General features: G+C 68.9%; 9 protein-coding genes. 6 read left to right on the top strand and 3 right to left on the bottom strand.

Annotated elements, in window-relative coordinates:
- Positions 1–136: 136 nt before the first annotated feature.
- From K8640_RS16120 to K8640_RS16100, 5 genes are all read left to right on the top strand, one after another.
- Positions 137–1,117 (top strand): NAD(P)-dependent oxidoreductase, encoded by a 981-nt coding sequence (locus K8640_RS16120; RefSeq protein ID WP_223748024.1) that lies wholly within the window; start codon positions 137–139, stop codon positions 1,115–1,117.
- 91 nt (positions 1,118–1,208) lie between these two features.
- Positions 1,209–1,874, top strand: a complete 666-nt coding sequence (locus K8640_RS16115) for an HAD family phosphatase (protein ID WP_046711679.1) — start codon at positions 1,209–1,211, stop codon at positions 1,872–1,874.
- 13 nt (positions 1,875–1,887) lie between these two features.
- Positions 1,888–3,498, top strand: coding sequence for a lactate racemase domain-containing protein (locus K8640_RS16110; protein ID WP_223747814.1), 1,611 nt, complete (start codon positions 1,888–1,890; stop codon positions 3,496–3,498).
- Positions 3,499–3,506: 8 nt separating this feature from the next.
- Positions 3,507–7,925, top strand: coding sequence for an AMP-binding protein (locus tag K8640_RS16105; RefSeq protein WP_223747813.1), 4,419 nt, complete (start codon positions 3,507–3,509; stop codon positions 7,923–7,925).
- On the top strand, positions 7,922–8,950 hold the full coding sequence (locus K8640_RS16100) for an NAD-dependent epimerase/dehydratase family protein (protein WP_223747812.1): 1,029 nt from the start codon (positions 7,922–7,924) through the stop codon (positions 8,948–8,950). Before K8640_RS16105 ends, K8640_RS16100 begins: the two co-directional genes overlap by 4 nt.
- A gap of 357 nt (positions 8,951–9,307) precedes the next feature.
- Here the strand turns inward: K8640_RS16100 and K8640_RS16095 are convergent, their stop codons facing one another.
- The 3 genes from K8640_RS16095 to K8640_RS16085 all read right to left on the bottom strand — a co-directional run bounded on the left by K8640_RS16095 (position 9,308) and on the right by K8640_RS16085 (position 12,098).
- Positions 9,308–10,852, bottom strand: coding sequence for an MFS transporter (locus K8640_RS16095; RefSeq protein WP_223747811.1), 1,545 nt, complete (start codon positions 10,850–10,852; stop codon positions 9,308–9,310).
- A gap of 206 nt (positions 10,853–11,058) precedes the next feature.
- Positions 11,059–11,214, bottom strand: a complete 156-nt coding sequence (locus tag K8640_RS16090) for a hypothetical protein (protein WP_194869235.1) — start codon at positions 11,212–11,214, stop codon at positions 11,059–11,061.
- A gap of 2 nt (positions 11,215–11,216) precedes the next feature.
- Positions 11,217–12,098, bottom strand: a complete 882-nt coding sequence (locus K8640_RS16085) for a GGDEF domain-containing protein (protein WP_046711675.1) — start codon at positions 12,096–12,098, stop codon at positions 11,217–11,219.
- A gap of 226 nt (positions 12,099–12,324) precedes the next feature.
- On the opposite strand from K8640_RS16085, the gene glgC reads away from it, so the two are divergent.
- Positions 12,325–13,554, top strand: a complete 1,230-nt coding sequence (gene glgC / locus K8640_RS16080) for a glucose-1-phosphate adenylyltransferase (protein WP_223747810.1) — start codon at positions 12,325–12,327, stop codon at positions 13,552–13,554.
- The last annotated feature ends 2 nt before the right edge of the window (positions 13,555–13,556 follow it).

Below are 13,556 nucleotides of genomic sequence, written 5' to 3'. Positions count from 1 at the left end.
GGCCCCCCTTCGTCGCCGCCAGGGCCCGACCATCCGGCCTCCGCGCGATTCGTCGTCCCCCGGGCGCTCGAACGGGCCCGGATGGGAAAACCCCTTGCGGACGAGGTGTACTTTTTCGGATGAAACGCCCATGCCCATGCGTGCCCTCATCACCGGAGCTGGTGGCTTCCTCGGAATCTGGCTGACCCGCGCCCTCGCCGCGCGGGGTGACAAGGTGACGTGCCTCCTCAGGCGAGGCTCGGATGCCTCGGGCCTGGAGGGCATCCCCCACACCCGCGTGGAGGGGGACGTGACACAGGGGGCCTCGCTCGGCCCGGCGGTGGAGGGACAGGACGTCGTCTTCCATCTGGCCGGTGTTCGCCGCGGCGCGACACGCGAGGACTTCATGCGCGTCAACGCCGAGGGCACCCGCCTGTTGTGCGAGGCCATGGTGGCCTCCGGGAGCCGCCCCCGGCTGGTGCTCGTGGGCTCGCTGGCCGCCATGGGCCCCTCCTCCCCCACCCGTCCCCATGTGGAGGAGGACCCCTTCCGGCCCTACGAGTGGTACGGCGAGAGCAAGGCGGAGGCGGAGCGCATCGCCTTCTCCTATGGGGACCGGCTGCCGGTGACGGTGTCCCGGCCGCCGCGCATCCTGGGGCCGTGGGACCGCGAGAACCTGGCCTTCTTCCGGCTGGCGACGAAGGGCATCCGGCTGGAGCTGGCCGGAGGGCCCCGCCCCCTCACCATGGTGGACGTGGAGGACGTGGTCGACGCGCTCATCCTCCAGGCCGAGCACCCGCGCGCGGTGGGCGAGGCCTTCTTCTGCGCGGGTCCCGGCGAACCCCTCTCCCTGGAGTCGGTGCAGGACCTGGGGGCCCGGGCGCTGGGGCTGTCACCCCGCACGGTGCGCGTGAGCCCCTGGCTGCTCACCACCCTCGCGTCGGCGGCGGACGGCGTGTCGCGCGTGACGGGCCGCAAGCTGCCCCTGAGCCGGAAGATGGCGCGGCAGCTGCTCGCCCCGGCCTGGACCTGCTCGGGCGCGAAGGCCGAGCGGCTGCTGGGCTTCCGTCCCCGAAGGGGGGTGGAGGACGCGGTGCGCCGCAGCGCCGAGTGGTACCGCGAGCATGGCTGGCTCTAGCCGTGCTAGCAGGGTCGGGGCTTGCCGCCCCCCGGCCCCCTCGTTTCGTTGACCTACCCCCCCTTGGAGTGTCAGGAAGCTGCGCTGCCACATGCCCTCGAAAGCCGCATTTTTCGATGTCGACGGGACGCTCGTGAAGACGAACGTCGTCCACGTCTACGCGTACTACGCGATGAACCGGGGCTCCGTGCTCGGCATCGCGGGCAGGACGCTGAGCACCGCGATGAGCGTACCGCTCTTCGGCGTCATGGACGCGCTGGACCGCAAGACGTTCAACGAGTTCTTCTACCGGTACTACGCGGGGTTGAGCGAGGACCGGCTCGTCACCATCGCGGAGGACATGTTCGAGGACGTGCTCAAGCCGGCGCTCTTCGAGCAGACCCAGGACCTCATCGACCAGGCGCGCCGCAGCGGCTGCAAGGTCGTGCTCGTCACCGGGGCGCTGGACTTCACCATGCGTCCGCTCGCCCGGCACCTGGGCGCCGATGACCTGATCGCCAACAAGATGCAGTTCGTGGGCGGCAAGGCCACCGGCAAGGTGATTCCGCCCATCATCGAGGGCGCCAACAAGGCGAACTCCATCCGCGCCTACTGCACCAAGGAGGGCCTGACCCTGGACAAGTGCCACGGCTACTCCGACAGCGCCTCTGACTACGCGATGCTCGCGGTGGTGGGACGTCCCACCGCGGTGAACCCGGACCTGCGGCTGCGCTCCATCGCGCGCGCCTACAACTGGCCCATCCTCGACCTCAAGTAGCCCCCTGCCCGCCATGCGCCCGTTCAAGACGCTCCAGAAGCTGTACGACGAGGAAAGCCAGGTCGTCATCACCGAGAAGGGCAGCCCCCCGCGCGCCCTGTTCTACGGTGAGGGTTTCCTCCAGGAAGACCTGCCCGTGGGCACCCGGGTCATCTTCCCCCGTCCGCCCATGGCGGGCGTGCCCAACGTGAAGGCCGCCATCCGCTGGGCCATCAACCACCCGGAGGGCATGGAGCCGCTGCACGCGCTGCTCAAGCCGGGCATGCGCCTGACGTGCGTCATCGACGACATCAGCGTGCCCCTGCCGCCCATGGTGACCCCGGACGTGCGCCAGTCCATCCTGGAGATCGTCCTGGAATTGGCCGCGGACAGCGGCGTGGACGACGTGCACCTGGTCATCGCCAACGCGCTCCACCGCCGCATGACGGAGGGGGAGATGAAGCGGATGGTGGGCGAGAAGATCTTCGACGCCTACTACCCGGACCGCTACTACAACCACGACGCGGAGGACCCGGACGGCATCGTGGCGCTCGAGCGCACGGCGCACGGCGAGGAGGTCTCCGTCAACCGCCGCGTCGCGGAGAGCGACCTCATCGTCTACGTGAACGTGAACTTCGTGCCCATGAACGGCGGGCACAAGTCCATGGGCACCGGCGTGTCCAACTACGCGTCGCTCAGGCACCACCACAACCCGAAGACCATCCGGGCGTCGGACAGCTACATGGAGCCGAAGACCAGCGCGCTCTATCGCAGCAACGAGCGCATCGGGCGCAACATCGACAAGCACCTGAAGGTCTTCCACATCGAGACCACGCTGAACAACCGCATGTTCGGCGCGCCCGTGGACTTCCTGGCCAAGCGCGAGGAGGACTACACCGAGGGCGACCGGCTGAAGTTCCAGGCCATGCGCTACGCGCTGTCCAAGATGCCGCGCGCGGCGGCGCGCAAGGTGCTCAACGCCATCCCCGCGCCCTATGACGTCACGGGTGTGTACGCCGGGGCGACGGAGCCCGCGCACCAGAAGACGCTGGAGACCAGCTGGAAGCAGTACTCGGTGCCGGTGGAGGGGCAGAGCGACATCGTCATCTTCCCCATCCCGTTCATCTCCCCGTACAGCGTCAACTCCATCCTCAACCCGCTGCTCGTGCAGGTGATGGGGCTGGGCTACTTCTTCAACCTCAACCGCGGCGTGCCGCTGGTGAAGAAGGGCGGCGTGCTCATCCTGCTGCATCCGGCCTACGACGAGTTCGACCCCGAGCACCACCCCAGCTACATCGAGTTCTTCCACCGGCTTTTGCCGGAGACGCGCGACTCGATGAAGCTGGAGCACAAGTACGAGAAGGAGTTCGCGGAGAACCCCAGCTACGTGCACCTGTACCGCAAGAACAACGCCTACCACGGCGTGCACCCGTTCTACATGTGGTACTGGGGCGAGAACGGCCGCCAGCACGTGGGCAAGGTCATCGTCGCGGGCGCGGAGAACAACCACGTCCCGGCGCTGCTCGGCTGGGACCGCACCGACACGCTCACCGAGGCCATTGAAGAGGCGCGCGGCTTCATGGGCCGCTCGGCCACCATCAGCCTGCTTCGCATCGCCCCCACGGTGATGGTGGACGTGAAGTGAGGACGGCCATGTCACCGCTTCCCGAGCTGAACGTCTCCCAGGTCTTCACCGGCAAGCGCCTGCTCTTCGCCGGTGCCACGGGCTTCGTGGGCAAGGTGACGCTGTCCATGCTGCTGCACCGCTACGGGCAGGAGCTGGAGCGGGTGTACGTGCTCGTCCGCAAGGGCAGCGCGGCCTCCGCCGAGCGGCGCTTCTTCGACAAGGTGGCGACGAGCGAGCCCTTCCAGCCGCTACGCGACACCTACGGCGAGGAGGGCGCGCTCGAGTTCCTGCGCAAGAAGTGCGAGGTCATCGACGGCGACATCACCGACCCCTGGGTGGGGATGGAGGAGTCGCGGGTGGCGGAGCTGACGGGCCAGGTGCACGCCTTCGTCAACTGCGCGGGCCTGGTGTCCTTCAACCCGTCGCTGGAGGTCGGCCTCAACGTCAACACCCACGGCGTGAAGTACGCGGTGGAGCTGGCGCTGCGCTGGGGCGTGCCGCTCATCCACATGTCCACCTCCTTCGTGGCGGGCAACCGCAACGGGCTCGTCTTCGAGGACGAGGAGGTGCGCGGCTACTTCCCGAAGAAGGACGAGCTGGACGGGCGCGACTTCAGCCTGGAGCAGGAGCTGAAGGACGCGGAGCGAATCGTCGCGCGGCTGCGCGAGCAGGCCGATGACCGCGCGCTGACGTCCACCTTCCGCAAGAAGGCGCTGGACCGGCTCGCCGAGGAGGGCCGCGACGTCAACGACGAGAAGACGCTGCGCCTGGCCGTGGGCCGCGAGCGCAAGCTGTGGCTGAGCGGCGAGCTGGTGCGCGCGGGCATGGAGCGCGCGGCGCACTGGGGCTGGCCCAACACGTACACGTACACGAAGTCCCTGGGCGAGCAGGTCATCGCCGCCACGCCGGGCCTGCGCTACGCGATTGTCCGGCCCTCCATCGTGGAGAGCGCGCGGCACTTCCCCTTCCCCGGCTGGAACGAGGGCTTCACCACGTCCGCGCCGCTGGCCTTCGCCGGCATCAAGGGCCCGGGCGGCATCCCCGCCGGTGAGAACACCATCCTGGACATCATCCCGGTGGACCAGGTGGCGGGGGCGACGCTCGGCATCACCGCGCACTCCATCCAGGTGGAGGAGCGGCGCGTGTACCAGCTCGCGTCCGGCGACGTGAATCCGTTCTACGCCAGCCGCTCGGTGGAGCTGGTGGGCCTGTACCGCCGGCGCTACTACCGCAACCGCGAGTCGGGCAACGCGGTGCTCAACTCGCTGCGCTCGCGGCTGGAGCCGCAGCCGGTGAGCAAGCTGGAGTTCGAGCTGTTCAGCGCGCCCATGCTGGTTCGCGGCGCGAAGTTCCTGAAGAAGGCCATCGACGAGGTGCGGCCCGCCTGGGGCGCGCCCGCCGTGCAGGCCATGCTGGACAAGGCGAAGGTGTCGCTCGACGGGGTGGTGGACGGCAACGCGAGCCTCATCGCGATGACGGAGCTGTTCCTCCCCTTCCTCTACGAGAACCGCTACGTCTTCCGCTGCGACAACACGCGCTCCGTCTATGAGCGCATGGCGCACGCGGACCGGCTGAAGATTCCGTGGGACCCGGAGCACATCGACTGGCGCGCGTACTTCATGGAGACGCACCTGCCGGGCCTGGAGAAGTGGGTGTTCCCGGGCCTGGAGGAGGAGCGCGAGAAGCGCACCGTCATCCCCGCGCACAGGGATTTGCTGGAGATGTTCGAGGCGACGGTGCACGCGTACCGTCACCGGGTGGCCTTCCGCATGGTGTCGGGCGAGAAGGAGGAGCGCTTCACCTTCGGGGAGGTGCACCGCTACGCGGCGCGCGTGGGCAGCTTCCTGCTCAGCTCGGGCGTGAAGGCGGGAGACCGGGTGCTGCTGGTGTCGGAGAACCGGCCCGAGTGGGGCACGTGCTTCTTCGGCATCCTGCGCGCGGGCGCCACCATGGTGCCGGTGGACCCGGGCCTGAGCGAGGCGGAGGTCATCAACATCGCGAAGCGGGCGGAGGCGAAGGTGTGCCTCATGTCCGAGGACGCGGCGCGAGACTTCCCCGGCCTGTTCGGCGCGCTGGGGGACTCGGTCCTCATCGCGAGCCTCGCGCAGGCGATGACGGGCGACCCGGCGGCCAAGGACGACCGCATCGGCACGGTGCGCAAGTCGGCCTCGGCGGATGACCTGGCGAGCCTCATCTTCACGTCCGGCACGACGGGCACGCCCAAGGGCGTGATGCTCACGCACCGCAACTTCGCCTCGCTGGTGGCGAAGCTCGCGGGCGTGTTCGACGTGGGCGTGGGCGACGGCGTGCTGTCGGTGCTGCCCCTGCACCACACCTTCGAGTTCTCCGCGGGCTTCCTCACCCCGTTCTCGCGCGGCGCGGAAATCACGTACATCGACGAGCTGACGTCGGACCGGCTGGGCGAGGTCTTCGAGACGGGCCGCATCAGCGCGATGATTGGCGTGCCGGCCCTGTGGCAGCTCCTGCACCGCAAGATGACGCAGGAGTTCGCCAGCCGCCCGCCCATCGTCGAGCAGGCCATCAAGGCGATGATGGCCACGCACGGCGAGCTGCGGAACCGGGCGGACATCAACCTGGGCAAGCTCCTGTTCTGGCCGGTGCACCGCAAGTTCGGCGGTCGCATCAAGGTGCTGGTGTCCGGCGGCTCGGCGCTGCCCGAGGAGGTCCACAAGGCCTTCCACGAGCTGGGCTTCAACATCACGGAGGGCTACGGCCTGACGGAGGCGGCGCCGGTGCTCGCGGTGGCGAACCCGGGCAACAAGCGCACGCCGGGCTCGGTGGGCAAGCCGCTCACAGGCGTCGAGGTGAGAATCCTCAACCCGGACAACGACGGCATCGGCGAGGTGCTGGCCAAGGGCCCCAACGTGATGGCGGGCTACTTCGGGGACCGCGAGGCGACGGAGGCCGTCCTCAAGGAGGGCTGGCTGCACACCGGAGACCTGGGCCGGCTGGACGCCGAGGGGCGGCTGTACCTGGTGGGCCGCGCCAAGGACGTCATCATCGACCACAACGGGAAGAACATCTACCCGGACGAGCTCGAGGAGCTGTACCAGGAGCACCCGCACATCAAGGAGCTGTCCGTCGTCGGCCTGCCCGACGAGGCGGGCGGCGAGAAGGTGGCGTGTCTGTGCGTGCCGGACTACGGCGAGCGTCCCCGCGAGGAGGTGCGCCGCGAGCTGGAGGAGCACTTCCGCAAGACGGGCGCGGGCATGCCCTTCTACCGTCGCGCGAAGGTGCTGCGCTTCTGGGATGGCGAGCTGCCGCGCACCTCCACGCGCAAGGTGAAGCGCAAGCTGGTGGTGGAGGAGCTGCAGCGGCTGGAGCGCATGGCGGCCTCGGCCACCAAGGCGCGCGAGAAGGTGTCCGCCGCGACGACGACGACGACGGGCGGCGTGGCCGACTGGCTCTTCCCGCTCATCGCCGAGGTGAGCCACAAGCCGGTGTCGAGCGTGCGGCCGGAGACGCAGCTGACGGGCGAGCTGGGCTTCGACTCGCTGATGCTCACGGAGCTGTCCTCCGCCTTGGAGGCGGCGGGAGTGCCGCTGCCGGCCATCGATGATTTGACGCAGGTGCAGACGGTGGAGGACCTGCGCAAGCTGGTGGTGGCCTCCGGGAAGCGCCCTTCGGCGGAGACGCGGGCGAAGGACATCTCCAAGCAGAACGCGAAGGCGGAGGAGGTGGAGATTCCGGTGCCGGACGTCGTCGCGGACGTGGGCCGGCAGCTGCTCTCCTTCGGGCAGAAGGTGCTCTACGGCGGCGTGTTCGACGTGAAGGTGACGGGCCGTCCCTTCATCCCGATGAACCGCAACTTCCTGGTCATCGCCAACCACGCCAGCCACCTGGACGCGGGCCTGGTGCGGGTGGTGCTGGAGGAGCAGGGAGACCGGCTGGTGTCGCTGGCCGCGCGCGACTACTTCTTCGACACGCCGCTCAAGCGCGCCTGGTTCGAGAACTTCACCAACCTGGTGCCGATTGAACGCCATGGCTCGCTGCGCGAGTCGCTGCGTCAGGCCGGCGAGGCGCTGCGCCAGGGCTTCAACGTCCTCATCTTCCCGGAGGGCACGCGCTCGCCCACCGGCGAGCTGCAGGAGTTCAAGTCCACGCTGGGCTACCTGGCGCTGACGTACCGGGTGGACGTGCTGCCGCTGTACATCCACGGGGCGTTCGACGCGCTGCCCAAGGGCAGCGTGTTCCCCAAGTCGAAGGACCTGAAGGTGAGCATCGGTCCCGCGCTGGGCCACGAGGCGCTGCGCGCGCGCACGCAGGGCATGGCGCGCTCGGAGAGCTACCGCTACGCCACGCGCATCGCCGAGGACGCGGTGCGGGAGCTGCGCGACGGACGGGTGCTGCACCTGGACGCGCCTCCTTCGGTGGACGTGCAGGTCATGCCCGCGCATGACGCGCCGGGAGGGAAGAACTCGTGAAGCTGCTGGTGACGGGAGGCACGGGGTTCCTCGGCGCGCATCTGGTGCCGAAGCTGGTGGCGGCCGGGCACACGGTGCGCCTCATCGGGCGCTCGCGTCCGACGGGGCCGGCCTACGAGGGCACCGAGTACGTCGCGGGGGACCTGAAGGACCGGGACGCGGTGCGCCGCGCGCTCGACGGCGTGGAGGGCCTGTACCACCTGGCCGGGCTCGTCTCCTTCCAGCCGAAGGACGCGCGCAAGATGTTCGAACTGCACGTGGACAGCACGCGGGAGCTCCTGCGTGACGTGCGCGAGGCGGGCGTGAAGCGCGTGGTGCTCGCGTCCACCTCCGGCACCACGGCGGTGTCGAAGGAGGAGGCGGTGCTCGACGAGTCCGCCGACTACCCGCTCACGGTGGTGGCGCGCTGGCCGTACTACCTGTCCAAGATTTACGAAGAGAAGCTGTCGCTGGAGTACTGCCGCAAGCACGCGATTCCGCTCGTGGTGCTCAACCCCAGCCTGCTGATGGGGCCCGGGGATGACCGGCTGTCGTCCACGTGGACGGTGGTGAAGTTCCTCAACCGGGAGATTCCGGCGATGCCGGGTGGCGGTATGTCCTTCGTGGACGTGCGCGACGCTGCGGACGCGTTCCTCCAGGCGCTCACGCGGGGTGAGGTGTACGGCCGCCACCTGATGGGCGTGAACATGACGATGACGGAGTTCTTCCACCGTCTCGAGCGCCTCACGGGTGTCGCGGCGCCCCGGCTCAAGCTGCCCAAGCAGGTGAACATCCTGGGTGGCCACCTGCTGGAGCGCTGGGCGAAGGTGCGTGGCACGCCCGCGCCGCTGGACCCGCAGGAAGTGGAGATTGGCGAGCACTACTTCTGGCTGGACGCCGCCAAGGCCGAGGCCGAGCTGGGCTTCCGCGCGCGGGATGCGCAGGAGACGCTCGCGGACACGGTGAAGCACATCTACGCGAAGCTGCCTCCTGGAAGCCTGCCCGGCACCAAGGGTCGCCTCGGCGAGCTGCGCGACGGGACCTGAGCAACACTCGATATGGGCCGGGACACGGGGCCCGTATCGAGACCCGGGGCCGTGCACGGCTCACGCACCGTCCCCCAGGGTGAGCCGCACCGACGCGCGCGAGTGATGCCGCCCCGAGAGCGCACCTCGTGGGTACGCCCGCCTCGCGCATCCATCCGGGTCCTTGCGCGAGCCTCTCGCACCATCGGGATGAGCGCGCCCCACCTCACGCATCCATCCGGGTCCTTGCGCGAGCAGCTCGCGCCATCGAGATGAGCGCGCCCCACCTCGCGCATCCATCCGGGTCCTTGCGCGAGCAGCTCGCGCCATCGAGATGAGACGCGCTCCCCTGGAATGGTCCCGGAGCCCCCTGCCCTCTCAGTGCTGTCCCGCGCGCACGTGCTTGAGCGTCACCGCCGCGAGCACCGCGAGCGTCGCGAAGACGACCACGCCCAGCCCCGCCGCGATGTTGATGCCTTGCGTGAAGGACTCCCGCGCGGGCGCGAGCACCGCGTCGCGCAGTTCCGCGGGGAGCGCGGAGGTCGACGTCACGGCGCCGATGATGCTCTCCCGCACGCTGGCCGCGACGGTGTCCGGAACTCCCGCCGGCACCGCGTCCGCCATGTTCCGCCGGTAGATGGCGGTGGCGAAGCTGCCCAGGATGGCCACGCCCAGCGCCACACCGAGCTCGTTCGCCGTCTCCGACGTGGACGCGGCCGAGCCCGCCTTCTCTGGCGGCACCGAGCCCACCACCAGGTCCGTCCCCAGCACCGCCATGGGCGCGAGTCCCATCGTCACGATGACCGAGCCGATGACCAGCACGACGGGCCCACCCACGCTGTCCACCTGGGACATCACCAGGTAGCCCACGCTGGAGAGCGCCAGTCCCGCCGCCATGACGTAGCCCGGCCGCATGCGGCGCACGACGAAGGGCCCCAGCGACGAGCCCACCATCATCCCCAGCATCTGCGGCACCATCCACATCCCCGCCTCCAGCGGCGTGCGCCCCGCCACCATCTGGAGATAGAGCGGCACCAGCAACCCCATCCCGCCGGTGACGATGGCCACCAGCAGCAGGATGAGCAGCGTGGCGCTGAACGCACGATTGGCGAACAGCCTCGGGTCCAGCAGCGGGTGCTCCAGCGTCAGCTGCCGCCGCACGAACACCACACCCATCCCCAGCCCCACCACCAACGCGACGAAGGCCTCCACCTGCCAGCCGTGCCGCGCCAGCTCCTTGATGCCGTAGATGGTCGGGAGGATGGCCGCGAGCGACAACACCACGCTCGTCAGCTCCAGCCTCCCCGCCGAGGCATCCCGGTACTCGGGCAGCAGCACGGGCGCCGTCAGGAGCAGCACCACCATCACCGGCACGCCCAACAGCAGCGCCGCGCCCCACCAGAAGTGCTCCAGCATCCAGCCCCCGAGCAGCGGCGCGATGACCATGCCGATGAGGAAGCAGTTGAGCCATACGGCGATGGCCACCGAGCGCTGGCCCGGCGCCTGGAACATGTTGCTGATGAGCGCCAGCGTGGAGGGCATCAGCGTGGCCCCCGCGATGCCCAGCGCCGCGCGCGCCGCGATGAGCATCTCCGGGCTGCGCGAGTACGCCGCCACCACCGACGCCACGCAGAACCCCGCGGCGCCCACCAAGAGCAGCTTGCGCCGGCCGATGCGGTCCCCCAGCGTGCCCATCGTCACGAGCAGCCCGGAGAGCATGAAGCCGTAGATGTCCATGATCCACAGCTGCTGCGTGCTGCTCGCGCCCAATTGGGAGCTGAGCTGCGGCAGGGCCAGGTACAGCACCGTCACATCCACCGAGATGAGCAGCGTGGGCAGCACGAGCACCGCCAGCCCCGTCCACTCCCGCCGTCCCGCCCGCGCGGGCACCGGGCTCGCCAGGTCCTGCTCCGTCGTCAGCATCGTGGGTCCCCCCGCTCTCGCGGCGAAGCGCTGCCTCGGGATGCCCCAGGTCGGCGCCGAGCCCGCCGACGGCCACGTCGCCCACTCCTGACAACACACCCCTGGCGGCCCGGACACGAGCGCGCCTCTTCCATGTCCTGTCGATTCAGTCGGGACCGCGCCGTCACGGAGGGGGCCTCGGGAGAGGAGGCCGTCCGCTCCGGAGGCTAGCGGCCCACCGTCTGGCGGGCGCGCTCCACCATCCGCCCCGCCCAGGGCTCCGAGCGGTGGCTCCACACCCAGGCCGCACCGAGGAAGCTCAAGCCGAGCAGCACGAGCACCAGCCGCGCGAGCACCGAGGGCCCCGCCTCAGCCTGCGCCATGCTCAGCCCACCACCTTGTTACGGCCGGTCTTCTTCGCCTTGTAGAGGTTGGCGTCCGCGACCTTGATGAAGTGCGTGGGCTCCGTCATGTCGCCGGTCATCTCCGCCACGCCGATGGAGATGGTCACCGGAATCTCCTTCTCGTCGTAGACGAACGCCTTCTCCGCGATGAGCTTGCGAATCTTCTCCGCGAACAGGCGCGCCTTGTCCGGCCCGTCCTCGGGGATGACCACGGCGAACTCCTCGCCGCCGTAGCGCGCGAAGCACTGCTCGCGGCGCACCAGCCGCTTGACGGACTGGGCCAGCTCCCGCAGCACGTAGTCCCCGGCCAGGTGCCCGTGGACGTCGTTGATCTGCTTGAAGTGGTCGATGTCGAACATCATCAGCGACAACGTGCCCTTGTACCGGCTGGAGCGCCCCATCTCCCGCTCGAGGTACTCGAGGAAGAAGCGCTTGTTGTTCACGCCGGTGAGGCCGTCCGCGATGGTCAGCGTGTAGATGGTCTCGTGGTACTGGGTCTCGATGTTGTCGCCATCGAGGAACTTGAAGATGGAGCCGCCGACCTTGATGAGGTCGCCGCTGCGCAAGGGCTGGGCCTGGAGCACTTCCTGGTCGTTCAGGTAGGTGCCGTTGGTGGAGCCCAGATCCTCCACCAGCATCTTCCCGCCCCGCCCCAGCACGCGGGCGTGCCGGCGGGAGACGTTGTCCAGGTCCACCACGATGTGGTTGTGCTGGTCCCGGCCAATGGTCAGCTCGGAGTCGTCGACAAGGTACTTCTTGCCGAGCTCCGGGCCGTGGATCTGCACGAGGCAGCACTCGGTGCTGCGCTCCGGGCGCAGATCCAGGGAGGAAATCTTGGTGACGCGCGTTTCGTCGCCTGACATCGCCGCCAAGGCTAGCACGACCCCGTTTTCGGAAGCCAAGCAACCCAGGTGGGAACCGTGCTTCCCGGCGTCCTGCCGGAGCCCCGGGGGCGCCGATGTCCCACATCTGGCGAGTCCGGCCCGGTGAAGAGGACGTGGGCGGGCGGTTGGGCACTCAACGAAGGCAGCCGAGCAGGCCTCGGCGCCCTTGTCGCCCGAGGGGGGCGGACTAACGTCCGGCCCACCTATGTCCAAAGTCCTGGCGATGATTCTTGCGGGCGGCGCTGGCACGCGCCTGGAGCCCCTCACCCGTGAGCGGGCCAAGCCCGCCGTCCCCTTCGGGGGGCGCTACCGCATCATCGATTTCGCCCTGTCGAACTTCACCAACTCCGGCGTCTACCGCGTCAAGGTCCTGACCCAGTACAAGAGCGACTCGCTCAACAACCACCTGTCCCGCGCCTGGCGGATGTCGGCCTTCCTGGGCCACTACGTGGAAGCCGTGCCCGCGCAGATGCGGACCGGCGTGGACTGGTACAAGGGCAGCGCGGACGCCATCTACCAGAACCTCAACATCATCACCGACGAGGAGCCCGACTTCATCTTCGTCTTCGGCGCGGACCACGTGTACCGGATGGACACGCGGCAGATGCTCGACTTCCACGTGTCCAAGCGCGCCGCGTGCACGGTGGCCGCCATCCCCGTGCCCATCGAGCAGGGCCGCGAGTTCGGCATCATCGACGTGGGCCCCGACGGGCGCATGCGCCAGTTCCTGGAGAAGCCCAAGGACCCGCCGCCCATGCCGGGCAACCCGAAGATGTGCCTGGCCTCCATGGGCAACTACCTCTTCACCACGGAGGTCCTGGTGCAGGAGGTGGTGCGTGACGCCGCCAACGAGGCGAGCGCGCACGACTTCGGCAAGTCCATCATCAGCGAGCTCTACAAGTACGCGCCGGTGTACGTGTACGACTTCGCCACCAACGAGATTGCCGGGCAGGAGCCCAAGGAGCGCGGCTACTGGCGGGACGTGGGGAACATCGACGTGTACTACCAGTCCAACATGGAGCTGGTGGAGGTGGACCCCATCTTCAACCTCTACAACGACCGCTGGCCCATCCACACGCAGGCCAACAACTACCCGCCGGCCAAGTTCGTGTTCGCGGACCAGGACAACCAGCGGGTCGGCCACGCCACGGACTCGCTCATCGCCGAGGGCTGCATCATCTCCGGCGGCAAGGTGAACCGCTCCGTGCTGTCCCCGAAGGTGCGCGTCAACTCCTACTCGGAGGTGGAGGCGTCCATCCTCTTCGAGAACGTCACCATCGGCCGCAGAAGCCGCATCCGCAAGGCCATCATCGACAAGAACGTGGAGATTCCGCCGGGCACGACGATTGGCTACGACCCGGTGGAGGACAAGCGGCGCTTCCACGTCACGCCGGATGGCGTGGTGGTGATTCCCAAGGGCATGAAGGTGACGTGAGG

It is taken from the genome of Myxococcus sp. XM-1-1-1 (assembly GCF_020037095.1).
Classification (GTDB): Bacteria; Myxococcota; Myxococcia; order Myxococcales; family Myxococcaceae; genus Myxococcus; species Myxococcus fulvus.
This window is presented reverse-complemented; position numbering and strand designations above follow the sequence as displayed.

Coding starts and splice junctions, on each gene's coding strand:
- K8640_RS16120 (WP_223748024.1), top strand. CDS start 137: ATGCGTGCCCTCATCACCGGAGCTGGTGGCTTCCTCGGAATCTGGCTG.
- K8640_RS16115 (WP_046711679.1), top strand. CDS start 1,209: ATGCCCTCGAAAGCCGCATTTTTCGATGTCGACGGGACGCTCGTGAAG.
- K8640_RS16110 (WP_223747814.1), top strand. CDS start 1,888: ATGCGCCCGTTCAAGACGCTCCAGAAGCTGTACGACGAGGAAAGCCAG.
- K8640_RS16105 (WP_223747813.1), top strand. CDS start 3,507: ATGTCACCGCTTCCCGAGCTGAACGTCTCCCAGGTCTTCACCGGCAAG.
- K8640_RS16095 (WP_223747811.1), bottom strand. CDS start 10,852: ATGCTGACGACGGAGCAGGACCTGGCGAGCCCGGTGCCCGCGCGGGCG.
- K8640_RS16090 (WP_194869235.1), bottom strand. CDS start 11,214: ATGGCGCAGGCTGAGGCGGGGCCCTCGGTGCTCGCGCGGCTGGTGCTC.
- K8640_RS16085 (WP_046711675.1), bottom strand. CDS start 12,098: ATGTCAGGCGACGAAACGCGCGTCACCAAGATTTCCTCCCTGGATCTG.
- glgC (WP_223747810.1), top strand. CDS start 12,325: ATGTCCAAAGTCCTGGCGATGATTCTTGCGGGCGGCGCTGGCACGCGC.